The 22,586-nt window shown below is 65.6% G+C and carries 19 protein-coding genes; 11 read left to right on the forward strand and 8 right to left on the reverse strand.

The genetic code is table 11. The features are described from left to right. Positions 1-158: 158 nt before the first annotated feature. Positions 159-1,460: an MFS transporter gene (locus tag CIT39_RS26465; protein ID WP_094977845.1), complete on the reverse strand. Its 1,302-nt coding sequence runs from the start codon at positions 1,458-1,460 to the stop codon at positions 159-161. A gap of 102 nt (positions 1,461-1,562) precedes the next feature. Further along, positions 1,563-3,953: a bifunctional diguanylate cyclase/phosphodiesterase gene (locus CIT39_RS26470; RefSeq protein ID WP_162848674.1), complete on the reverse strand. Its 2,391-nt coding sequence runs from the start codon at positions 3,951-3,953 to the stop codon at positions 1,563-1,565. A gap of 325 nt (positions 3,954-4,278) precedes the next feature. Here CIT39_RS26470 and CIT39_RS26475 point away from each other — a divergent pair, with 325 nt between their 5' ends. Next, entirely contained in the window at positions 4,279-5,445 is a 1,167-nt protein-coding gene (locus tag CIT39_RS26475; protein WP_094977386.1) for an ABC transporter substrate-binding protein, read from the forward strand. Between the two features lie 7 nt (positions 5,446-5,452). On the opposite strand, the gene CIT39_RS26480 is transcribed toward CIT39_RS26475, so the two are convergent. From CIT39_RS26480 to CIT39_RS26490, 3 genes are read right to left on the reverse strand one after another with little or no spacing between them, the layout of a single operon-like run. Then, entirely contained in the window at positions 5,453-6,430 is a 978-nt protein-coding gene (locus tag CIT39_RS26480) for an NAD(P)-dependent oxidoreductase (protein WP_094977385.1), read from the reverse strand. A gap of 12 nt (positions 6,431-6,442) precedes the next feature. Continuing rightward, the gene (locus CIT39_RS26485; RefSeq protein ID WP_162308689.1) at positions 6,443-8,296 is read right to left on the reverse strand and encodes a TRAP transporter large permease; all 1,854 of its coding nucleotides are present in this window, start codon (positions 8,294-8,296) and stop codon (positions 6,443-6,445) included. Between the two features lie 7 nt (positions 8,297-8,303). Then, positions 8,304-9,335 (reverse strand): TRAP transporter substrate-binding protein, encoded by a 1,032-nt coding sequence (locus CIT39_RS26490; protein ID WP_094977383.1) that lies wholly within the window; start codon positions 9,333-9,335, stop codon positions 8,304-8,306. Positions 9,336-9,758: 423 nt separating this feature from the next. On the opposite strand from CIT39_RS26490, the gene CIT39_RS26495 reads away from it, so the two are divergent. Then, on the forward strand, positions 9,759-11,237 hold the full coding sequence (locus CIT39_RS26495) for a caspase family protein (RefSeq protein ID WP_094977382.1): 1,479 nt from the start codon (positions 9,759-9,761) through the stop codon (positions 11,235-11,237). Positions 11,238-11,447: 210 nt separating this feature from the next. Then, the gene (locus tag CIT39_RS26500) at positions 11,448-13,103 is read left to right on the forward strand and encodes a SulP family inorganic anion transporter (protein WP_094977381.1); all 1,656 of its coding nucleotides are present in this window, start codon (positions 11,448-11,450) and stop codon (positions 13,101-13,103) included. A 6-nt stretch (positions 13,104-13,109) separates the two neighbouring features. On the opposite strand, the gene CIT39_RS26505 is transcribed toward CIT39_RS26500, so the two are convergent. Continuing rightward, a complete protein-coding gene (locus tag CIT39_RS26505) occupies positions 13,110-13,472 on the reverse strand; it encodes a hypothetical protein (protein WP_162308690.1) in 363 nt (120 codons plus the stop codon). A 51-nt stretch (positions 13,473-13,523) separates the two neighbouring features. Continuing rightward, the gene (locus CIT39_RS26510; RefSeq protein ID WP_094977379.1) at positions 13,524-14,948 is read right to left on the reverse strand and encodes an FAD-binding oxidoreductase; all 1,425 of its coding nucleotides are present in this window, start codon (positions 14,946-14,948) and stop codon (positions 13,524-13,526) included. Positions 14,949-15,031: 83 nt separating this feature from the next. Here CIT39_RS26510 and CIT39_RS26515 point away from each other — a divergent pair, with 83 nt between their 5' ends. Further along, complete coding sequence (locus CIT39_RS26515) at positions 15,032-15,538, forward strand: thioesterase family protein (protein WP_094977844.1); 507 nt, start codon at positions 15,032-15,034, stop codon at positions 15,536-15,538. 3 nt (positions 15,539-15,541) lie between these two features. On the opposite strand, the gene CIT39_RS26520 is transcribed toward CIT39_RS26515, so the two are convergent. Continuing rightward, a complete protein-coding gene (locus CIT39_RS26520; protein WP_018319670.1) occupies positions 15,542-15,715 on the reverse strand; it encodes a DUF1328 domain-containing protein in 174 nt (57 codons plus the stop codon). A gap of 237 nt (positions 15,716-15,952) precedes the next feature. Between CIT39_RS26520 and CIT39_RS26525 the strand changes: the two genes are divergently transcribed. From CIT39_RS26525 to CIT39_RS26555, 7 genes are all read left to right on the forward strand, one after another. Next, complete coding sequence (locus CIT39_RS26525; RefSeq protein ID WP_094977378.1) at positions 15,953-18,538, forward strand: ATP-dependent helicase; 2,586 nt, start codon at positions 15,953-15,955, stop codon at positions 18,536-18,538. An 8-nt stretch (positions 18,539-18,546) separates the two neighbouring features. Further along, positions 18,547-18,834 carry a type II toxin-antitoxin system HicB family antitoxin gene (locus tag CIT39_RS26530; RefSeq protein WP_094977377.1) on the forward strand — a complete coding sequence of 96 codons (288 nt, stop codon included), beginning with the start codon at positions 18,547-18,549 and terminating at the stop codon, positions 18,832-18,834. A gap of 88 nt (positions 18,835-18,922) precedes the next feature. After that, positions 18,923-19,339 carry a hypothetical protein gene (locus CIT39_RS26535; RefSeq protein WP_162308691.1) on the forward strand — a complete coding sequence of 139 codons (417 nt, stop codon included), beginning with the start codon at positions 18,923-18,925 and terminating at the stop codon, positions 19,337-19,339. Next, entirely contained in the window at positions 19,339-20,004 is a 666-nt protein-coding gene (locus CIT39_RS26540) for an OmpA family protein (RefSeq protein WP_162308692.1), read from the forward strand. Before CIT39_RS26535 ends, CIT39_RS26540 begins: the two co-directional genes overlap by 1 nt. Before the next feature lie 172 nt (positions 20,005-20,176). Then, positions 20,177-20,695 carry an Mpo1 family 2-hydroxy fatty acid dioxygenase gene (locus CIT39_RS26545; RefSeq protein WP_162308693.1) on the forward strand — a complete coding sequence of 173 codons (519 nt, stop codon included), beginning with the start codon at positions 20,177-20,179 and terminating at the stop codon, positions 20,693-20,695. A 28-nt stretch (positions 20,696-20,723) separates the two neighbouring features. Further along, a complete protein-coding gene (locus CIT39_RS26550) occupies positions 20,724-21,746 on the forward strand; it encodes an NAD-dependent epimerase/dehydratase family protein (protein ID WP_094977374.1) in 1,023 nt (340 codons plus the stop codon). 27 nt (positions 21,747-21,773) lie between these two features. Continuing rightward, positions 21,774-22,400 carry a methyltransferase family protein gene (locus tag CIT39_RS26555; protein WP_094977373.1) on the forward strand — a complete coding sequence of 209 codons (627 nt, stop codon included), beginning with the start codon at positions 21,774-21,776 and terminating at the stop codon, positions 22,398-22,400. Positions 22,401-22,586: the final 186 nt, after the last annotated feature.

Consider the following 22,586-nt stretch of genomic DNA (forward strand, 5'->3'; position numbering starts at 1 on the left):
GTTTGACCCGGCAACATCGGGAAAATGCGGCAATCGGCCCGACGCTAACGCTCCGATGGTGTCCAAGACGTTTTCGCCGCCTAAGGGCCTCGGGCCAAGACGCGACATGCTTAAAGACCGGCAAAAAACAACGACGGTATCTCGATGCGTGCTGAGTCTTAGTCCGTGCCGGTTTCCGTCTGGAGCTTGTGCAGACGGCCGGCCACCGCCCGCACCTTGCGCGGTGCCGCCTGCCAGATCGAGAGCGCCGAGAGGGAGCTCATGATCATCGCGACGGCGAAGGCAAGCGTGTAGTCGCCGGCGCGATCGTAGAGGAAGCCGGTCACCCACGGTCCGGCCCCACCGCCCGCCAGCGCCGCCAGCATGATCGTGCCGAAGATGCTGCCCTGATGCTTGCCCTGGAAAATCTCGAACACCACCGCGCCCATGATCGAGGTGAGGCCGTAGCCGAGCGCGCCTTGCGCGAACACCATCACGTAGACCAGCCACAGCGACGGCTGGAATTTCAGGACCATCAGCGCCGCAAAGCAGATCACAAAGCCGGCGCAACTGATCGACCACACCCATTCCCGCCCGATCCGGTCGGAGACATGACCGAGCAGGATCTGACCGGGAATGCCGAGCAGGCTGACCATGCCGAGCGCCCACACCGCGACACCGGGACTGAAGCCTATGTCGAGCAGGAATTTGGTCTGGTGCACCTGGACGGCGTACCAGATGTACAGGCCGCAGAAATAGCCGAGCGCGATCCACCAGAATCGCGCGGTCGCGACGGCGCGTTTCAGCGTCCAGTCGGTTCCGACCCAGGTGGGATCGACGACGTTGGAGATCGGCGGGGCCGCGCCCGCGGCCGGGACGGCATCGCCGTCCGGCTCGAGGCCGATGTCCTGTGGCCGCTTGTGCAGCAGCAAATTGACCGGCGCCAGCACGACCAGGACGAGCAGGCCCATCGCGGTGCAGGCGGTGCGCCAGCCGGTCTGCTCGATCATGTGCTGCACCCACGGCAGCAACGTCACCGAGCCGATGCCGACACCGGCGAAAGCGATGCCGATGGCGAAGCCGCGCTTGCGGATGAACCAGTTCGGCAGGAACAGCGACTGGCCGGAATAGCCGAGACACACCGAGCCGGCGCCGACCATGACGCCGATGGTGACATAGAGATGCCAGGGCTCGCTGGTAAGCGGCGCAAGCAGCAACCCGCCGCCCATCAACACCACGCCGAGCTCCATCACCGCGCGCGGGCCGGCGCGGTCCATCAGGCGACCGATCAGCGGGCTGACGAAGCCCGACACCACGAAACCGAAGGAGAACGCGCCCGCGGTGACGCCGCGTTCCCAGCCGAATTCGGAGATGATGGGAGGAAAGAACAGTGAAAAGGCGGTGCGCGCGTTGACGCCGATGGCCATGGTGACGAAGGTCACGGCGACCACGACCCAGCCGTAGAAGAACCGAAGCCGCATGTTTGTATGTTTCATCCCTGGACGGTGCTACCGACCATCCGGGAATGCCCGGGTCAAGCGAATTCCGCGCATGCCCGTCGGCCGGGATGCGCCAGGATACGTTCAGGCGGCGTCGCGCCGCGAGGTTTTGACAGGCGCATCGAACAGGATCCGCTCGACCGGCTGCGGGCGGCCGAACAGATAGCCCTGCGCGAAATTGACGCCGAGCGCCTTCAGCCGCTCGAACTCCTCGCGGGTCTCGACGCCCTCGGCGGTCACCGACATGTCCAGCCCGCGCGCCAGCGTCACGATCGCGGAGATGATGGCGGAGCTGCGCGGCTGACCCGTGAGGTTGCGGATGAACGACTTGTCGATCTTGATCTTGTCGAACGGAAACGCCGTCAGATAGCTCAGCGAGGAATAGCCGGTGCCGAAATCGTCGAGCGCGAGCTCGATGCCGAGCTGCTTCAACCGCTGCATGAAAGCGTGGTTCTCGACCCCGCGTTCCAGCAGCACGGATTCGGTGATCTCGATCTCCAGCCGCTGGGGCGGCAGGCCGGAATCGGCGAGCGCCGCGCAGATCATCTCGAACAGCTCGGCCTCCTTGAACTGGATCGGCGACAGATTGACGGCGACTACGAGATCCGATGGCCAGCCGGCCGCGTCCGCGCAGGCGCGCCGCAGCACGAATTCGCCGAGCGGAACGATCAGCCCGGTCTCTTCCGCAAGCGGAATGAACTGATCCGGCGGAATCAATCCGCGTGTCGGATGCCGCCAGCGCACCAGCGCCTCGAAGCCGCGCCGCGCGCCGCTCAGCGCGTCGACGAACGGCTGGTAATGCACCTCCAGCTGGCACTGCGCGATGGCGTCGCGCAGATCCCCCTCCAGCGTGTTGCGGGCCTCCAGCTCGGCCGACATCGCCTCGTCGTAGATGGTGAAACAGTTGCGGCCCACCGATTTCGAACGATAGAGCGCGAGGTCCGCCTTCTTCAGGAGTTGTTCCTGATCGCTGCCGTGATCCGGCGCGATGGCGATGCCGATGCTGGTGCCGATCTCGACGCGGTGACCGGGCAGCAGGAACGGTTCCGTCAAGAGCTTCGCGATCCGCGCCGCCAACTCGGTCGAGCAGGCGCGCTGGTCGGCACCCGCTTCCTGGATGACGGCAAACTCGTCGCCGCCGAGCCGCGCCAGCACGTCGTTGGCGCGCACGGCGGATTTCAGCCGTTGCGCCACCTGGCGCAGCAGCGCATCGCCGGCGCCGTGACCGAGGGAATCGTTGACGTTCTTGAAGCGGTCGAGGTCGAGCATCAGGATCGAGAACGGCAGGCCTCGCACGCTCAGCTGGCTGTTCATCTCGTCGAGCCGGGTGAGGAAGAAGGCGCGGTTCGGCAATCCGGTCAGGATGTCGGTCTGGGCGAGTTCGAGCACCCGCCGGTTGGCCAGCGACAGCCGGCGCGAATTGCGGCTCGCGAGCATGAGATAGGTCGACAGCGACAGCGTCAGCAGCAAGCCGACGATGAGCACCGCGCCCGCGCGATCATAAGTCGTCTCCAGCGGACCGCCGGCGGTCGGAACCGCCCGCACCTGCCAATCGGTATCACCGATCTTGAGACTGCCCGACCAGTGCAGCGCCCGCGCGACGTCCCGCATCGACTGCGGCGCCGTGGCCGCTGAGGAATAATCCGGCAGCGTCTGTTCCAGGCTGACGATCTGCGCCGTGAAGGGCGGGTAGACGTTCATGCTGACCGCGGGGCTTGCCCCGGTGGTGACGCGAATGGTCTGGATCAACAGCGGCAGGTCAAAGATGCCGACCACGAAGCCGGCCAGATTGCGACGCCGGTCCGCGACCGTCTCGCGCGACGTTCCCTTGGCGTAGACGGGAATGGCAACGAGGACATCGGGCAGCCGGCCTCCCTCTCTCGGCTCGAACAGGCGCGTGCGGATGGCTGCGACCTTGTCGTTGTCGCGCGCGCGCTCCAGCACCGCGCGGCGCTCCGGGACGGTGGCGTAATCCATGCCATAGACCGGCGATGTCTTCGGCTGGGTCGAGTAGAACACCGGAAAATATTCGTCGCTCTGCGGCGCAGTCGCGAAGCTCTCGCCCTGGAGCGACTTGATGCGATAGCCCGACACGCCGTCCGTGATCGCCGCGGTCTCGTATTCGGCGCGCTCCCTGCGGTTGACGCGCGGCAGCCAGGCGATGCGCAGCATGCCGGGATGACGCTCGAACAGGCGTGCGCTGAAGGTCTCGAACTCGTTGCGGGAGACTTCGTCGTTGGTCGATTCGAACAACGTGCGCAGCGCGACGAGCCGGGAAATGTATTCGCCCATGCCGTTCTGCATGACGATCGCCTCGGTTTCGGCCGCGTTCTCGAACTCGATCCTGTTGACGCGATCTTCCCACCGCGCCACGGCGGCCGCGCCCGCGACCGAGAACAGAAGACCGACGCCGACGGCGACGAGCGCAGGGCGATAGAGCCCGAGCAGCGGCGCGGCACGCCACCATCCGGTCATCCCCCTCCGATCCTGATCGTTCCGATCGCGATCGCCCATCTTCAAGCGCCGTCCCCTGTCCGCGACGAACCGAACCTCTGGTTGAGGCACCGGCGCGGCTATCGGAACAAGACCGCGGTTAAGAACTGCACAATTTCGGAACCCGAGCATTCCGCAACGCGTGAATTAGTTAACGAAGTCTCCGAATGATCCGGCGTTGTGGAAACAAGTTGCCGGTTTTCCCCGGAGTCTTACGGACCGTCCGCGCGGCGCGGAGTTAGCGTCCTGTTCAGCCTCGCAGACCTATCGTTCCTGCAACCGCGTCCAGCATCCGGCAACCATTCTCATGACACGATCGCGATCCGCGGCATATGTCGCCTCGACCATCGCATTGCTGGCCGCAGCGATGCTCCCGGCGAGAGCCGACGAGGCCGGCGTCAGCGAGGATGCGATCCTGTTCGGCCAGGCCGCCGCGCTGGAGGGCCCCTCCTCCGCGCTCGGACAGCGCATGCGGCAAGGCATCGTCGCGGCATTCACCGAGATCAACGCCAAGGGCGGGGTCCACGGCCGCAAGCTCCAGCTCATCAGCCGCGATGACGGCTACGACCCCGACCGTTCGGTGGCGCAGACGCTGCACCTGATCGAGGACGACAAGGTGTTCGCGCTGATCGGCGCGGTGGGCACGCCGACCGCGATGGCGACAATTCCGATCACCAGCGCCAGGAACGTTCCGTTCATCGGCCCTTTCACCGGCGCCGAATTCCTGCGCGATCTCGAACTTCCAAACGTGGTCAACATCCGCGCGAGCTATGGTGCGGAGGCCGAGGCGTGGATCAAGCACCTCACCGACGATCGCCACTTCACCCGCATCGGCATCTTCTATCAGGACGATTCCTTCGGCCGCGACGGCCTGACCGGCGTCAAGCGTGCGCTCGCCAAGCGCGGCCTCGAGCTCGCCGCCGAAGGCACCTTCGAACGCAACACCCGCGCGGTCGCGGCCGCCTGGCGAATGATCAAGCGCGCCGAACCCGAAGCCATCGTGATGGTCGGGACCTATGGGCCCTCCGCCGAGTTCATCAAGCTCGCGCACCGCAGCGGCTTACATCCGACCTTTGTCAACATCTCCTTCGTCGGTGCCAATGCGCTCGCCAAGGAGCTCGGCCCCGAGGGCGAAGGCGTCATCGTTTCCCAGGTCGTGCCGTTTCCATGGGATCGCTCGCTCAAGCTCGTCGCCGACTATCAGGATGCGCAGAAGGCGTTCGATCCGACGCTGACACCGGACTTCGTGTCCTTGGAGGGCTATCTCTCCGGCCGCCTCGCGGCCGCAGCGCTGGAGAAAGCCGGGCCGAACCCGACGCGCGCAAACCTGCTCCGCACCATCAACGATGTCGGCCGCTTCGACATCAGCGGCAGCGTCGTCACCGTCGGCATGCGCATGATAGACACGCCGCCGAAGGTGTTTTTGACGGTGATTCAGAAGGACGGGACGTTCAGGGCGGTGGACCGGCTTTAGGGCCGCTTCACCGCCGCCTCGTCCAGCGGTCGGCGTTCACCGCTCCCGGCGGGACCTCGCCTTTGACGATCGCCTCGACCTGCCGCACGGTTTCCAGCGACTGATATTCGATCGCCTGCGGCGTCAGCCCGCCGACATGCGGCGTCGCAATGACGTTGGGAAGCTTCGCCAACTCGGGCGTCGGCATCTGATCGGGCGCGCGGCCGACATCCATCGCCGCGCCGGCGATACGACGCTCCAGCAGCGCGCGTGCCAGCGCCGCCTCATCAACGAGATTGCCGCGCGAGAGATTGAGGAAGACCGCATGCTTCTGCATGCGCGCCAGCGCCGCCTCGCCGATCAGATTCTCGGTCTGCTCGTTGGCGATCGCGAGGCAGACGACGTAGTCCGACGCAGCGAGCAGTTCGTCGAGAGCGACCTGCCTGATGGTGCCGTCGCCGACGGGGGCGAAGGGATCGGAGACCAGCACCTCCATGCGCAGCACTTTTGCGACCTCGGCGAGATAGCGGCCGATGCTGCCGTAACCGATGATACCGATCTTGCTGCCGGCAAGCTGGCGGCCCATCCGAGCTTCCGGCTTGCGGCCGGCCTGGTAGTCCGCTGTTGCCCGCGAGACGCCGCGGGAGAGATCGACCATGAAGCCGAGTGCAAGCTCGGCGACGGCCTGCACGAAGCCGGGCCCGGCGCGGGTCACGAGCACGCCAGCCTCCGAGGCCGCTTCCACATCGACGTTGCGGATATCGACGGCACAGCGGACGAAGGCCCGCAGGCGCGGCAATTGCGCAAAGATCTCGCCGCGACCTTCCGTCATGCGGTCGGCGACGATGATGTCGGCATCCTGCGCAGCGCGCACGAGGCTGGCGGCGTCCAGAGTGGCGTCGCTCTCGTGCAGGATTACCTCGGCGGCCGCGCGCAGGCCGCTCAGGCTACGATCGCCATAGTAGTTGCCCCGCATCTCCGGCGTGTGAGCGAGCAAAACCTTCACGACAAAACTCCTTCAGTAGCCGAATGCCCGCGGCAGCGCGGTCGAGAGCCATGGCACGAAGGCGATGACGAGCAGGCAGAGGAACAACAGGCCGAGATACCCCATGATCGGCTTCACCGTCTGCTCGATCGGCACATTGCCGATCAGGCAGGCGCCGTAGAGCCCGAGCCCGAGCGGCGGCGCGAACAGACCGATGCCCATGGCGATGACCAGCACGACGCCGAAATGCAGGGGATCGACGCCGAGCTGCACCGCAACCGGCAACAGCAATGGCCCGAAGATGATCAGCGCGGCCGCACCCTCCAGCACCGAACCCATCACGATCAGCACGGCGATCGCAAGCAGAATGAAAAGCCAGACGCCTGACGTCTTCGACAAGCCCAGCATGAAATCGCCGACCGCATGCGGCACCTGCTGCAAGGTCAGCGTGAACGCGAGCGACTGCGCTGCGGCGACGATGAACAGCACCAGACCGGCGCGCGTCGCCGCCTGCACGAAGCTGTGTGTCGCCGATTTGAAGCTGAGCTCGCGGAACACCACGCTGCCGACGACGAGCGCGTAGGCCACCGCGAACGCCGAGATCTCGGTCGCGGTGGCAAAGCCGCTCTTGAAGCCGAAGAAGATCATGAAGATCAGGCCGAACGAGGCGATCGCTCCGCTCCACAGGCCCGAGACCGGCATCTGTGGCTCGACCTCCTCGACCTTGTCCGGCCGCTTGCCGAAGATGACGGACACGGCGATCAGCGCAGCCGCCATCAACGCCGCCGGCAACAGGCCGGCGACGAACAGGCCGCCAATCGAAAGATTGGCCACAAAGCCGAGAATGATCAAATTGATGCAAGGCGGGATGGTCTCCGCCATCACCGCGGAGGCCGCGAGCAGCGCCACCGCGCCGCCAGGGTTCTGCTTCGAGCGGCGCGCCGCCGGGATCAGCACCGAGCCGACCGCGGCGACATCGGCCATCTTCGAGCCTGAGATGCCGGAGAATAGCACCATCGACGCGACCATCACGACGTTCAGCCCGCCGCGCATGCGCCCCACCCCGCGCTGCAGCAGCTCGATCAGCCGCACCGACATGCCGTTGGCTTCCATGAGATAGCCGACGAGGATGAAGAACGGGATCGCAAGCAGCACGAAATTGTCGATGCCGCGCGCCATCTGCTGGGCGAAGATGACGCCGGGCAGCGCGCCCTCGACCCAGATGAAGATGAGCGCGGCGAGCGCCAGCGCAAAGCCGATCGGCAATCCGCCGAACAGCGTCACGAAGAAGCCGACCAGCATCAGCGTGCCCGCCGACGGCACCGAAGACGGCGACAGATAATCCCAGGCGAGATAGAGGCCGGTGACGACGATGATCGCGATGAGCCCCCTGACGATATCGGGAAACGGCCGTGCGCAGAGATGGTCGATCGCGAACACCGTCATGAACAGCGCGCCGACGCCCATCGGATAGAAGGTCAGCTCCAGCGGCAGGCCGGAGCCGGTGGTCTGCCCCGCGGTGAGCGAACCCAGCTTGATGGCGTTGTAGGCGACATAGCCCGCGATCAGCACCACCAGCAGCGCGCCGGCGGCATCGACCAGCGTGCGCAGACGCGCCGGCAGGAGGTCGCGAAAGAACGAGACGCCGACATTTTCGCCGCGCGCGAGCGCGCTCGCCGCTCCGAAGAAGGCCGAGCCGACCATCAGCCCGCGAGCGACGTCATCCGACCATTCGACCGGTGCGTTGAAAAAGAAGCGCAGCAGCACGGAAGCGCAGACCACCACGAGATCGGCGACGAGCAGGACGGCCGCGATCGCGTCGCTGAGGCGAAGCAGCAGGGTGATGCTCCCGTGGCGGCCGCCCGGGAGCGACACGGCGGCTGTCATCGTCATCTCAGGCTTGCGTTGCGCGGATGATGTCGATGACGGCCTTGGATTCCGGCCGTGCCTTGATGAAGTTTTCGGTCTGCGGCGCGACGCGCTTCCTGAACGCCTCGCGGTCGCATTCGGCCACCGTCACGCCCTTCTCGGTCAAAGCCGCCAGCGCCTCCTTCTCGACCGCAAGCCCATGGGCACGCGTGTCGGCTGCGGCTTTCTTCGCAGCATCGAGGAAGCCCTCGCGCAGCTTCGGATCCATGCGGTTGTAGGTCACGTCGCTGAAATAGATCGCGAGCGGCGAGAAATTATGCTGCGTCAGGGCGTAAAATTTCGCAGTCTCGAAGAATTTGCTGGCGAGGATCGTCGGCGGATCGTGCTCCAGACCGTCAAGCACGCCGGCCTGCAACGCTGTATAGATCTCGCCGAAGGCCAGCGGCGTCGCGGCAGCGCCCATCAAGCGCAGGCATTCGGTGATGACGGGATTGGGCAGCGTCCTGATCTTGAGGCCGGCGAGATCCTCCGGCGTCTTGACCGGCTTCTTCGCCAGCACGCTGCGCGAGCCGAAATTATACGCCCAGGCGATGATGCGGATGTTGCCGCCCTTGAGCAGTGCATCCTCGATCGGCTTGGCCGCACCGGCGTCAAACGCCTTGGTCTGCTGCGGGAAGCTCGAGAATAGAAAGCCGAGATCGTAGGTGCCGACCAGCGGCACCAGATTGGCCGAGATCGACGAGCCCGACACCATGAGGTCGATGACGCCGAGCTTCACCGAATTGATGACGTCGATCTCCTGGCCGAGCTGGTTGTCGGGGAAGAACGCGATCTCGATCTGCTCGCCGAGCCCGTTGCCCTTCAAATTCTTGACGAGATTGTCGTAATAGACGCGGCCATTGGCGAATTTGGGATCGTTCGGCAGCGAGGAGGAACATTTCAGCTTCAGCGTCGCGGCTTCGGCACGGCCGATGATGGCGGGAGAGAGCACGAGGCCGGCGGTAACCGCCGCCGATGACTTGATGAACGCGCGACGGTTCACGGGCACGATGGTCATGGTGCGGTCTCTCCCACATTATTTTTGTTTGCCGCGGTCGTTGCCGTGGCCTGTTGCATGGACTGTATGGCCAAAGCGACGGCACAGGCAAGCTTAGGGCTTGCAGGCGCACAGCAGCGCGTCAGACCCGCAGCAGCCCGAGAAGCGCAGCTGAACGACGGCATTCCCCGAGGATTTGCGGAGAGGAGAGGCCTGACGCCCCGCCGCGCAATGTGGGCTGCCGCGCAGGGCCGCCATCAATCCAATGGGAGCATGGATCAATGCGCAATTGGCATGGATGCATCCACACCGATGCCTGCCGGCTCCGGCAAACACCTGCCCCATTTTGCCGCAGTGCAAGCGTGACCCAGCGCACAGACGGACGCATGGCGACCGCATAAGAAAGCTGGCATCGTCGCGCCCATTGCCGATGGAGCTGACACCATGCGCCTTCCTGCCTTTTCCCGTTTGTTTCTTGCCTCCGGCCTTCTGGCCCTCACCCAATTGACGGCACCGACGGAGGCCTCGGCCGAAGCGCGGCTCGCGCTGGTGATCGGCCAATCCGCCTATCGCACCGTGCCGGAACTGCCCAACGCTGCCAACGACGCCAAGGGCATGACCGAGCTGCTCGGCAATGCGGGCTTCACCGTCACCACGGCCTCAAATTTGGCACAGAACGAGATGCGCGCGGCGATCTCGGATTTCGCCGGCAAGGTCAGCGCCAGCGGCGCCGACACGGTGGCACTGGTGTTCTATGCCGGCCACGGCCTGCAGATCGACGGTGAAAACTATCTCGTTCCCGTTGATCTCGATCCCAAGCGCGAGGCCGACATTCCGCTGCAGGGCGTGCGGCTGAACGACATGCTCAACACGCTCGGCGCGCTGCCGACGCGGGCGCGCATCTTCATGCTCGACGCCTGCCGCAACAACCCGTTCCCGGCGCTGAGCGGCGCCGGCCATGGGCTTGCGATCGTCGACACCAAGGCCGGCGCGCAGGGCACCTTCATTTCCTATTCGACCTCGCCCGGCGCCGAAGCCGAGGATGGCAATGGCGTCGACAGCCCCTACACTGCGGCCGCGTTGACCGTCGCCAAGCAGCCCAATCTGCCGATCGAGGAGGTGTTCAAGCGCATCCGCGTCGCCGTCGCGCAATCGACCGACGGACGGCAGATCCCCTGGGAAAGCTCGTCGCTGACCACCGACTTCAAGTTCTTCGGCGAGAGCAGCGGCCAGCCTCCGTCCATTCCGGGCGCGGGTTCGATGGCCCTTGCCGGCGGCACGCGCAGCCTCGATGACTGGCGCAAGGAATTGCGCGGCAAGCCGGCTCCCGTCGCCTATGAACTCGTGATCACCGACGACACCGTGCCGGCCTATCAAGCCTATGTCGAGCTGTACGCCCAGGACACCCGCACGCCGCGCCTGCGCACGGTACTGGAGCGGCGGCGCCAGATGCTGGCCTGGGAGCGCGCTACCGCGATCAACACCCGCGCCTCGTTCGAGGCCTATCTCGACAATTGGGATAACAGCGACCTCGCCGCGACCGCACGCCGGATGCTGCTGCGGGTGCAGAACCGCAATTATGGCGTGCCTGTCGCCGCCGCGACGACCCCGGTCGCGGTTGCGACGGCTCCGACCTGCCCGTGTTCGGCGCCGCCGGCGACGCCAGTCAACCCATCGGTCGCGCCCGTCATCAAGAAGCGCGTCGACGACACCCCGCCGAAGCGCAAGGTGGTCGAGACGCCTCCCAAAACGCGCCGGCCGCCGCCCGAGGAAGTGATCGTCTACGAGCGCGCCCCGCCGCCACCGCCGCCCGCAGCCGTGGGTGTCGGCATCGGGATTGGAATCGGCATGGGCCGCGGCGGCTACGGCGGTGGCGGCTACGGGGGACCGGCACGTGGCGACAATTACCGCAGCAGGTACTGAGGTATCCGCAACTCTCGCGCCCCGGACGCAGCGCAGCGCTCTTGCGGTGCGCCGCAGATCCGGGGCCCATGCGGCGATGTACTGCGCGGCATGATGGGTCCCGGCTCTGCGGAGCGGCACTTCGTGCCGCACCGCGTCCGGGACACGCATACTTCCAGAAATGCTGTAGTCTGATCGACTGACGCCAGCATTTCCGGGGATCTCACATCGATGCCGCACGCCAAGTACGCATGGCCGCTCTTCCGCTCGCTCGCATCCTATTCCCTGCCCGGCGACCTCATGGCGGGACTGACGCTGGCCGCGATTGCGATTCCCGAGCAGATGGCCACAGCTCGGCTCGGCGGCTTCGCGCCGCAGATCGGCTTCTTCGCATTCATGGCGGGTTCGCTCGGCTTCGCACTGCTCGGCGGCAACCGCTTCCTGTCCTGCGGCGCCGATTCCACGATCACGCCGATCTTCGCCGGCGGGCTCGCGGCGCTGGCCGCCGCCGGGACGCCTGAGTATCAGGGGCTTGCGATTGCGCTGGCGATGATGGTCGGCGCGATGATGCTGGCCGGCGGCGCCCTTCGCCTCGGCGTCATCGCAAACCTCTTATCGGTGCCGGTCATGGTGGGCTTCCTCGCCGGCATTTCCGTCCATATCATCGTCTCGCAATTGCCGGGCGTGCTCGGGCTGCAATCGCCGAGCGGGCCGACGCTCGATCGCATAGGATTGCTCGCAAGCGAGATCGGCCTCAGCAACCCATTCACGCTGTGCATCGGGTTCGGTGTGCTGGCCCTGATCTACGTCTTCGAGACGATCAGCGCGAAAATTCCGGGCGCACTGATCGGGCTCGTCGCCGCGACGCTGGCCACGATTGCGTTCGGCCTGGAGAGCAAGGGCGTCAACGTCGTCGGTAGTGTGCCGGGCACGCTGCCTCGGCCGACCTTTCCCGAACTGGCACCGGAGCTGTGGGTGCGCCTCGTGCCGCTCGCCTTCGTCATCACGGTCGTGGTGATGGTGCAGACCGCGGCGACGACGCAGTCGTTCCCGTCCGATCCCGACACACCCGCCGATGTCGACCGCGACTTCCTCGGCGCCGGCGCCGGCAGCGTGCTCGCTGGCCTGTTCGGCGCCTTTCCGGTCAATGCGAGCCCGCCGCGCACCGGCATCGTCGCCGAGACCGGAGGGCAATCGCAGCTCGCGGGCCTTGCCGCCGCGGCCATCGTGCTGATGCTGCTCGCATTCGGCACCGGACTGCTGCAACACGTGCCGGATGCGGCCCTGGGCGGCATCCTGCTGTTCGTGGCGCTACGCATCGTCCGCTTCAGGCAGATCGTGACGATCTACCGCCAGTCATTCAGCGAATTCCTGCTGATCGTCGCCACCGCCGCGCTGATCATCGTGCTGCCGATCCAGCAGGGCGCGTTCCTCGGCATCGTGCTGTCGCTGCTGCACGGCATCTGGAGCACGACGCGCGCGCGGCTGGTCGCGTTCGAGCGCGTGCCCGGCACGACGATCTGGTGGCCGGCGCATCCGCACATCACCGGCGAGCGCGTCCAAGGCGTCGCCGTGATCGGACTGCAGGCGCCGCTGTCCTTCCTCAACGCGCCGGGTTTTCGCAGCGACGTGACCAAGGTGCTCACGACGACGCCGCAACTGCTGGTGTTGGAGGCGAGCGGCATGGTCGAGATCGACTTCACCGCCGCGCAGATGCTGCTGGATGTCTTCAAGGTGTGCGGCGAGCAAGGCGTCACGGTGGCGCTGGCACGACTGGAATCGGTGCGTGCGCAGGATGCGTTCGAGCGCTTCAGGCTGTTCGACGCCCTGCCCCGCGAGCACGTCTTCTATAGTGTGGAGGAGGCCGTGCGCAAGATGGCGAAGTAGCCGCCTTCATTGCGCCAGCGTCGGGTGATCCCGCTGGATCGTCTCGCGAATCCAGCCGACATGGATCGCGCGGAACAGGATCTGTGCAGTCTTGAGGTCGTTGGCCGTCATGCAGAGATCGACGATGCGTCGAACGGCATCATCGCGCATCAGTCCATCCGAGATCTTCATGGCGACTTCCATCGCGACCTTGGCCGCGCGCTCGTAGCGCTCGCCCTCGCGCTTGTCGCCCTGCGCAGCATGTGTGGCGCTCGGAGCCGCAGCATCGCAGATCGCGCGAATGCGCTCGGCGGCATCGATGTCGCCGAGCGGTGCTTCGATCGCTTCGTCCCAGATGTCCCGTCGCGCCTTTCGCGCGAACCAGCGCATTGCCCGCTCCGTAGCCGATGGAGCGAGCATAAACGGCGCTCGGCCTGCGCGCTACGCCTCGGGCACGATCTTGCCGGGGTTGAAGATGTTGAGCGGATCGAGCGCCTTCTTCAGCGCCCGCATCGCATCGAGCGCCTCGGGGCCGAGCTCGGCCTCGAGATATTTCTGCTTGCCCTGGCCGATGCCGTGCTCGCCGGTGCAGGTGCCGTCCATCGCCTGCGCGCGCTCGACCAGGCGATGCATGAACTCCTCACCGCGCGCCATCTCGGCGGCGTCGTTGGTGTCGCAGACCAGGGAGCAATGGAAATTGCCGTCGCCGACATGGCCGACGATCGGCGACAGCAGATTGAGGCGCTTGAGATCTTCCTCGGTCTCGCCGACGCAATCGGCGAGCCGCGAGATCGGCACGCAGACGTCGGTCGCGACCACGCCGATGCTGTCGCCGGGGCGGAGCGCCTTCACCGACCAATAGGCATCGTGCCGCGCCTGCCACAGCTTGGTGCGATCCTCCGGTTTGGTGGTCCAGGAGAAATCGCCGCCGCCGCAATCCCTGGCGATCTCGCCGAAGGCCTTGGACTGCTCGGCGACCTCGATCTCGCTGCCGTGGAATTCCATCAGCAGCAGCGGCGTCTCCGGCAGTGTCAGCTTCGAATAGGCGTTGCAGGCCTGCACCTGCGCGGCGTTGAGCAGCTCGATGCGCGCCACGGGAATGCCGGTCTGGATCGCCAGGATCACGGCCTGACAGGCCCCATGCACGCTCTCGAACGACACCGCGCCGGCGGCGATGGTCTCGGGAATGCCGCGCAGACGGATGGTCAGTTCCGAGATGATGCCGAGCGTGCCTTCGGCGCCGACGAACAGATGCGTCAGGTCGTAGCCCGCCGATGACTTCTTGGCGCGTGTGCCGGTCGTGATGATCTCGCCGTCGCCGCGCACCACTTTCAGCGCCAGCACGCTGTCGCGCATGGTGCCGTAGCGCACCGCGTTGGTGCCGGAGGCCCGGGTCGAGGCCATGCCGCCGAGCGAGGCATCGGCGCCGGGATCGATCGGGAAGAACAGGCCCTGGTCGCGCAGATGCTCGTTCAGCGCCTTGCGGGTGACGCCGGGCTGGATCACGCAGTCGAGGTCCTCGGCATGCACCGCAAGCACCTTGTTCATGTCGCGCAGGTCGATCGAGATACCGCCGGCAGGCGCGTTGACCTGGCCTTCGAGCGAGGTCCCGGTGCCGAAGGCAATGACGGGGACACGATTTTTGGCGCAAATCCGCACCACATCCTGGATGTCGGCGGTCTCCTGCGCCATCACCACGCCATCCGGCGGCTGGTTGGGGATCCAGGTGGTGGTATGGCCGTGCTGCTCACGGACGGCCTGCGAGGTGATGAGGCGGTTGCCGAAGCGTGCGGCAAGCTGCTCCAGCGCGCTCGCGAGGGCTTTCGGCTCCGGCCGCGGCGGATTATTGGTGATGGTCGTGCCCACGAATTCCTCCCGACAGAAGAACCGTGGCAAAGGACATAAAGCCGGTCAAGTCAAGCGACCGGACGCATAGCTGGAAGGAAACGATGCCCGAGACTGCCGCCTCAGCGCCCAAGGCCGAACCGTTCCGCGCCTCGATCATGCAGATCGAGCCGCAATGGATCGATTATAACGGCCATCTCAACATGGCCTATTACAACGTGATGTTCGACCGCGCGATCGACCAGCTCTGGAGCGAACTCGGCATCGGGCCGACCTACATGAAGGAGCGCGGCGGTTCGACCTTCACCGCCGAATGCCATGTGCGGTATTTGCGCGAAATTCACCTCGGCGATCCCGTGCAGATTCTGGTCTGGCTGCTGGAAGCCGACGACAAGCGCCTGCACACGTTCGAGGAGATGCGGCACGCGACTGAGGGCTGGCTGTCGGCGACGTCCGAGAACATGTCGCTGCACATGGACATGAACGCGCGGCGCGTTGCGCCTTTTCCGCCGGATATCAGCGAGCGCATCGCTGCAGTCACCAAGGCCCACAACGCGGTGCCGCGGCCCGAGGGCATCGGCCGCAACGTGGCGATGCCCTCGAAACGGTAAGCGCTAGACCCTGTTGCGGCCGCGGGCCAGTCCGACCACGGCCGAGACCAGGAACAGAACGACCGCGATGAAGAAGATGATCTTGGCAATCTCGATCGAAGCGCCGGCGATGCCGCCGAAGCCCAGGATGCCGGCGATCAATGCGATAACCAGAAATGTCACAACCCAGCCAAGCATGGTGAAACCCTCGTCTTGATGTTTGTCTGCATCTGGCGCGGCCGGCCGCACCACCTGCCCAGACAATCTCGACGCGGGAACAATGGTTCCGGCCAGCACAGCGCGGAAATTCGCAAGGACCCCAGGAACAAATTGGCTCGCCGTGCACGTGGAAAACCTCGTTCCGCGATCCCATATAGGCACCAATCCCTGTTAGAAGGCTCCCTTCCGCCACCCCGCGGTGCCATCGTGGGGCCAATGATTCGCATGACCGAGCCGAGCAAAATCACCAGCGTCCCCGACCACCAGCCTGCAGCCGGCGGCATTGCCGCGCGTGCGCGCGCCTCGGTGGGCCCGAAATATCTGTCCGGGCTCAATCCGGAGCAGCGCGAGGCTGTGGAGACGCTGGACGGCCCGGTCCTGGTGCTGGCCGGCGCCGGCACCGGCAAGACGCGCGTGCTGACGACGCGGATCGCCCATATCCTGAGCCAGGGCCGCGCCCGCCCCGCCGAGATCCTGTCGGTGACCTTCACCAACAAGGCCGCGCGCGAGATGAAGCACCGGCTCGGCCAGATGCTCGGCCATGCCGTCGAGGGCATGCCGTGGCTCGGCACCTTCCACTCCATCGGCGGCCGTATCCTGCGGACCCATGCCGAGCTGGCGCAGCTCAAATCGAACTTCACCGTGCTGGACACCGACGACCAGGTGCGGCTGCTGAAGCAGCTGCTGCAGGCCGACAACATCGACGACAAACGCTGGCCGGCACGCATGCTCGCCGGCCTGATCGACGGCTGGAAGAACCGCGGCCTGACGCCGTCGCAGGTGCCGGCCGGAGAAGCTGCCGTGTTCGCGAACGGCAAGGGCGGCAAGCTCTATGCGAGCTATCAGGAGCGGCTGAAGATTTTGAACGCCGCCGATTTCGGCGATCTGCTGCTCGAGGACATCCGCATCTTCCGCGAGCACCCGGATATTCTGCGGCAATACCAGCAGCGCTTCAAATTCATCCTGGTCGACGAATATCAGGACACCAACGTCGCGCAATATCTGTGGCTGCGGCTGCTGTCGCAGGCGCCCTCTTCCACCTCTCCCCGTCTGCGGGGAGAGGTCGCATCGCAGGGCGATGCGGGTGAGGGGGACTCTCCGCAAGCTGAACTCGTGGAAGCAGCCCCTCACCCCAACCCTCCCGCCGTAAAGGACGGGGAGAGGGAGAAGGGCCACGTCAAAAACATCTGCTGCGTCGGCGACGACGACCAGTCGATCTATGGCTGGCGCGGCGCCGAGGTCGACAACATCCTGCGCTTCGACCATGACTTCCCCGGCGCCAAGGTCATTCGCCTCGAACGCAACTACCGCTCGACCGGCCACATCCTCGCCGCCGCCTCGCATCTGATCGCGCACAACGAAGGCCGGCTCGGCAAGACGCTGCGCACCGAGGACCAGGACGGCGAGAAGGTCACCGTGACGGGCTCGTGGGATTCGGAAGAGGAAGCCCGCGGCATCGGCGAGGAAATCGAGCAGATTCAGCGCAAGGGCGAGAAGCTCAATGAGGTCGCCATTCTGGTGCGCGCCTCCTACCAGATGCGCGAGTTCGAAGACCGCTTCGTCACGCTCGGCCTGCCCTATCGCGTCATCGGCGGCCCCCGCTTCTACGAGCGCGCCGAAATTCGCGACGCGCTGGCGTATCTGCGCGTCATCAACTCGCCGGCCGACGACCTCGCCTTCGAGCGCATCGTCAACGTGCCCAAGCGGGGACTTGGCGATGCCACCGTGCAGATGCTGCACGACCACGCCCGCAAGCGCCGCATTCCCTTGTTCGAAGCGGCGCGCGCGGTGATCGAGACCGACGAGCTGAAGCCGAAGGCGCGCGGGAGTCTGCGCGAGGTCGTCGCCCAGTTCGACCGCTGGCGCGCTCAGCGCGAGGTCACCGCGCACACCGACCTCGCCCAGATCGTGCTCGACGAGAGCGGCTATACCGAGATGTGGCAGAAGGACCGTTCGGCGGACGCCGCGGGCCGGCTGGAGAACCTGAAAGAGCTGGTGCGCTCGATGGAGGAGTTCGAGAACCTGCAAGGCTTCCTCGAACACATCTCGCTAGTGATGGACCGTGACAGCGGCGCCGACGAAGACGCGGTGTCCCTGATGACGCTACATTCGGCCAAGGGACTCGAATTCGACAACGTGTTCCTGCCGGGCTGGGAGGAAGGCCTGTTCCCGAGCCAGCGCACGCTGGACGAACAGGGCCGCGCGGGGTTGGAAGAAGAGCGCAGGCTTGGCCATGTCGGCCTGACCCGCGCCCGCCGCCGCGCCATGATCTATTTCGCCACCAACCGCCGCATCCACGGCACCTGGTCGACCACGATCCCGTCGCGCTTCCTCGACGAATTGCCGGCGGCCAATGTCGAGATCACCGAATCCAAGGGCGGCTCGGCCTGGGGCGGCACCGGCGGCTACGGCGCTTCGCGCTTCGACGACATGGAGGCGTTCGGCTCGACCTATTCGACGCCGGGCTGGCAGCGCGCCCAAGCCAACCGCAATCGGGGCGGCGGCCGCAACGGAGGCGGTGGCGGCGGCTTCGAAGAAGAGGCCGCGACGTTCTCGTCCTCCTCATCGTCGGGCCCCGACTTCGGCAGCTTCTCCTCGCGCCGCCGCGGTCCGCTGACGATCGAGGGCGAGCTGGTCGCCAAATCGACCGGCACGACCTCGGACTTCTCGCTGTCCGACCGCGTCTTCCACCAGAAATTCGGTTACGGCCACGTCACCAAGATCGACGGCAACAAGCTCACGATCCACTTCGACAAGGCCGGCGAGAAGAAGGTCGTGGACAGTTTCGTGCAGCGGGCGTGAGCCACGATATGGCTCTGTATGTTGCCATCATCGAGGACACCGATCCGGACGACGCCGTCAGCCTGTGGTTTCCCGACCTGCCCGGCTGCATTTCCGGCGGTGACGATGTCGAGGAGGCCCTGGAGAGTGCCCCCGAGGCACTCGCGTTCTATGCGCAGGAGCTGATCGCGGACGGCCGAGAGCTTCCCCCGCCGCGGAAGTTGGATGAGCTCAAGGCCGACCCAGATGTGGCCGACGACCTCAGAAACCATACCGTCGCCCTGATCGAATGGCCGCCCCTCGACGCCCCCGAGTGAGGACTGTTCGCCGCACTCGCCGCGCCTTCGACAGTTCTCGTTCGAACGCCCCTTGACCAGCCCAAACTTCCCCGTATCAGATGCGGCCATGATCCGGGGCTCCATCACACTGATCTTGCTGGCATTGGGGATGCCGTCGCTTGCGGCGGCGGAGACCATGAGCTTTGGCGATTCGATCGGGCTGCTGGCCAAAAGCTGCGGCGCGGAAATCGTCGCCAATTGCCGCGGCGTCAACCCGGATTCGACCCGCTTGAAGGAGTGCCTGTCGCGCAATCGCGACGTGCTGTCCCAGCAGTGCGCGAGCGACTATCTCGGCGCGTTCGACGCCATCCAGAAGCGCGTCGCCGCGCGCGTCACTGTGGCGAACGCCTGCCAGCGCGAGATCGTCAAGGTCTGCGGCGGCTCGACCAAGGAGACCAGCAAGTCGGTCCCCTGCCTGGTTTCGACGCCCAAGGGCATCAGCAACAATTGCCTGAAGGCCGTCGACGACGCGGGGTACCGCTGATGCGCGCGAGCAGGCTCTTCATTGCCGGAGCTGCGGTCGTGCTCGGCCTTGCTTTGATCACGCGCGGGGCCGGTGCCCAGACGGCGGCTCCGACCCGCGACGACATCGTCGGCAAGCTCAACCATTTCGAAGAAGCCGCCGAGGTCGACCTTCCCGCGCTGAAGCAGCAGGTGATGGAGCGCGCCAAGACCAGGATCAAGAACGATCCGGGTCCGGTGAACCGGCCACTGATCGCGCCTGACCTCGCCAAGCTGCCCGCCTTCAACGCGCAGATCCAGTTCGATGCCGACACGCCGATCATCCAGCCGGCCTCCTACCAGACCGTCGGCCGCATCGCGGACGCGCTGGTTCATTCCTCGCTGCTGCCCTACACGTTCCTGATCGTAGGCCACGTCGAATCCAACTCGAAGACGCGGGAGGCCAATGCGATCCTGAGCCAGCGGCGCGCCGACGCGATCCGCGACGTGCTGGTGAACACGTTCAAGATCTCGACCAAGCGGCTGCATCCGATCGGCCTCGGCGAGGAGCAGTTTCTCGACCGGGCCAAGCCGACCGCGGCCGTCAACGGCCAGTTGCAAATCCTGACCTATGCCAAGGTGCCCGAGGACGCACCTGCGCGTCCGGCTACGGCACCTGCGGCGAAAAAGCCCGCCAAGAAGCGCTGAGCGCACGCAGCTTTTGCACCTGCGGGAACCCATTGAAGTCCCGATCGTTTTGCACCCTGTCCGGTGCGCACAAATACGGTTTCGCGCGACAAATGCGCCGGTTTGTGCACCGCCCGGTCCAGTGCTATAGCCACTGTTCGCCCTTCCCGACCCCGTGCTGCATGAGACCGAAATGGGTGGCTATTTCCAGCGCCAACTTGCCGTTTACGTCGAGTACCATCGCGACCCCCGGAACACGGCGATGCATGTGGTCGGCATTCTGCTGTTGTTCACCGGCGCCGTGATGCCGCTGACGCTGGTCAAGCTTCCACTGTTCGGTTTCGACGTCAGCCTCGCGGTGATCCTGGCCTTGCCGGTTCTGGTCTATTGGCTGCTGCTCGATGTGGCGCTCGGAATCGGCATTCTGGCGGTCTCCATCGTGCTGTTTTCGGTTGGGACGACCATTGCGGCGCAAGTCAGCACCGCGACGATGTGGGCGATTTTCGCCGCGCTGGTGGTGCTCGGCCTCGCCGCGCAGACCATCGGCCACAAGGTTTTCGAGGGCCGCGAAGCCTCGTTGTTCACTTTTCCTTCGCACCTTTTGCTCGGACCGATGTTCGTGATGGCAAAATTATTCATTGCACTGGGCTTCCGTCGCGACCTTGCCGCGATTCTGGCGCCTCTTCCGGCCAATTCCCTTTCAACCCGATAGCTCTAGCAGCGAAACAGCAACCTTCTGCATGGCTCTCGTCCTTGTTACCGGTGGCAGCGGCTTCATCGGACATCATCTCGTCGAAGCGCTCCGCGCCCGTGGGCAGCGGGTGCGCGTACTCGACGTCCGCGCGCCGGCCGCAGATGTCGAACACGTGCACGGCTCGGTGCTGGATGGCGCAGCGGTCGACGCTGCGATCGCGGGCGTAGACCAAGTGTATCACCTTGCCGGCCTGCCCGGCATGTGGGTCGCCAACAAGCAGGACTTTCACGACGTCAATTTCCGCGGCACCGAGGTGGTGCTCGCAGCCGCGATGAAGCGCGGCGTGTCGCGCTTCTTGCACTGCTCGACGGAATCGATCCTGTTCCCCTATACCGACCTCAAGGGCGTTGCCGCCGAAGAGGCGCTGCAGCCGGCCGACGCGATGCCGGGTGCCTATACGCGCTCGAAGTCGCTCGCCGAGCATCACGCCGCGAAAGCGGCGGCCAGCGGCTTTCCGCTCGTAATCGGCACGCCGACCATGCCGATCGGCGCGGCCGACCACAATCTGACGCCGCCGACGGCGATGCTGTGGTACTTCCTCCAGAAGAAGGTGCAGCCACATCTCAACTTCCTGGTCAACCTCGTCGATGTCCGCGACGTGGCCATGGGCCTCGTGCTGACCATGGAGCGCGGCCGCCTCGGCCAGCGTTACATCCTCGGCGGCGACTGCGTCCCGCTCGGCAACATCCTGCGGATGATGTCGGCGATGAGCGGCCGCCGGCAGTATCCGATCGTCGTACCCGGCAGAATCGCCGAACTCTCCGCGATCATGCTGGAATACATCTCCGACCACGTCACGCGCCGGCCGCCCAACGGCACCGCCGAGGGCGTGCGCATCGCGCTCGCCGCCAGCGACCTCTCGATCGGCAAGGCGCGCACCGAGCTCGGCTATTCGCCGCGTCCGATCGAGCCCGTGCTGCGCGAAACCATCACCCATCTGCTCGCCCGCAACGGCCAGCAGCCCTCCGGCGCCCTCGAGCATCACGCGCTCTCCTCGCGCGCGAGCTAGAGCCGCCGCCCAACGCAAAGAACCTTCATGTCCTTCGATTTCAGCAAGCTTCTCTCCGTCGCCTGGGGTGGCTGGACCACGGCCTGGCCGACCGAAGTGCTGGCCTTGCTCTGGCTCGCCTTTCTCGCCAGTTGGGTCGGCGCTTCGTTTTGGCAAGGCCAGACCAAGAAGCAGGTCATGACGCTGGAGTCGCAGCGCTTTCGTTTGCCGATCCTGGTCGGAGGCATCCTGTACACGCCGTGGGTCGCGGAGATACTGGGCTGGAAGCCGCTCTGGGTGCTCGGCAACACTGGCATCGCCATTGCCGCGGTCCTCTCGGCTGCCGGCATTGCCTTCGCCTGGTGGGGCCGGCTGCATCTGGGAAAATTCTGGTCCGACGCCATCACCCAGAAGGAAGACCACCGTGTCATCGACACCGGTCCCTACGGCATCGTCCGTCACCCGATCTACACCGGCTTGATCTTCGGCATGCTCGTCACCGGCATAGCCATCGGCCTCGTAACGACGATCCTCGGCGCGATCCTGATCTCGCTCGGCATGTGGCAAAAGGGCCGGATGGAAGAGGTGTTTCTGTCGAAGGAGCTCGGCGAAGACTCGTACGGCGCCTATTGCCGCCGCGTGCCGATGATCATCCCGTTCCTGTCGCCGCGGTGAAGGCTTAGCAGCTCGCGTCATTCTCGTGTCCCGGACGCGCTGCAGCGTGCAACGCTGCTGCGCAGAGCCGTGAGCCGATGAGATGGGCCCCGGCTCGGCAGTGCACCGCGAAAGGTGCGCTGCGCTGCGTCCGAGGCACGAGCACACGATCCCACCCGCCAGGAACCGCCGCTCCGCCAGCTCGTT

It is taken from the genome of Bradyrhizobium symbiodeficiens (genome assembly GCF_002266465.3).
GTDB lineage: Bacteria > Pseudomonadota > Alphaproteobacteria > Rhizobiales > Xanthobacteraceae > Bradyrhizobium > Bradyrhizobium symbiodeficiens.

Excerpts from the sequence above, each read along its gene's own strand:
- CIT39_RS26465 (WP_094977845.1), bottom strand. The coding sequence starts at position 1,460 with ATGCGGCTTCGGTTCTTCTACGGCTGGGTCGTGGTCGCCGTGACCTTC.
- CIT39_RS26470 (WP_162848674.1), bottom strand. The coding sequence starts at position 3,953 with ATGACCGGATGGTGGCGTGCCGCGCCGCTGCTCGGGCTCTATCGCCCT.
- CIT39_RS26475 (WP_094977386.1), top strand. The coding sequence starts at position 4,279 with ATGACACGATCGCGATCCGCGGCATATGTCGCCTCGACCATCGCATTG.
- CIT39_RS26485 (WP_162308689.1), bottom strand. The coding sequence starts at position 8,296 with ATGACAGCCGCCGTGTCGCTCCCGGGCGGCCGCCACGGGAGCATCACC.
- CIT39_RS26490 (WP_094977383.1), bottom strand. The coding sequence starts at position 9,335 with ATGACCATCGTGCCCGTGAACCGTCGCGCGTTCATCAAGTCATCGGCG.
- CIT39_RS26495 (WP_094977382.1), top strand. The coding sequence starts at position 9,759 with ATGCGCCTTCCTGCCTTTTCCCGTTTGTTTCTTGCCTCCGGCCTTCTG.
- CIT39_RS26500 (WP_094977381.1), top strand. The coding sequence starts at position 11,448 with ATGCCGCACGCCAAGTACGCATGGCCGCTCTTCCGCTCGCTCGCATCC.
- CIT39_RS26505 (WP_162308690.1), bottom strand. The coding sequence starts at position 13,472 with ATGCGCTGGTTCGCGCGAAAGGCGCGACGGGACATCTGGGACGAAGCG.
- CIT39_RS26515 (WP_094977844.1), top strand. The coding sequence starts at position 15,032 with ATGCCCGAGACTGCCGCCTCAGCGCCCAAGGCCGAACCGTTCCGCGCC.
- CIT39_RS26520 (WP_018319670.1), bottom strand. The coding sequence starts at position 15,715 with ATGCTTGGCTGGGTTGTGACATTTCTGGTTATCGCATTGATCGCCGGC.
- CIT39_RS26525 (WP_094977378.1), top strand. The coding sequence starts at position 15,953 with ATGATTCGCATGACCGAGCCGAGCAAAATCACCAGCGTCCCCGACCAC.
- CIT39_RS26530 (WP_094977377.1), top strand. The coding sequence starts at position 18,547 with ATGGCTCTGTATGTTGCCATCATCGAGGACACCGATCCGGACGACGCC.
- CIT39_RS26535 (WP_162308691.1), top strand. The coding sequence starts at position 18,923 with ATGATCCGGGGCTCCATCACACTGATCTTGCTGGCATTGGGGATGCCG.
- CIT39_RS26540 (WP_162308692.1), top strand. The coding sequence starts at position 19,339 with ATGCGCGCGAGCAGGCTCTTCATTGCCGGAGCTGCGGTCGTGCTCGGC.
- CIT39_RS26545 (WP_162308693.1), top strand. The coding sequence starts at position 20,177 with ATGGGTGGCTATTTCCAGCGCCAACTTGCCGTTTACGTCGAGTACCAT.
- CIT39_RS26550 (WP_094977374.1), top strand. The coding sequence starts at position 20,724 with ATGGCTCTCGTCCTTGTTACCGGTGGCAGCGGCTTCATCGGACATCAT.
- CIT39_RS26555 (WP_094977373.1), top strand. The coding sequence starts at position 21,774 with ATGTCCTTCGATTTCAGCAAGCTTCTCTCCGTCGCCTGGGGTGGCTGG.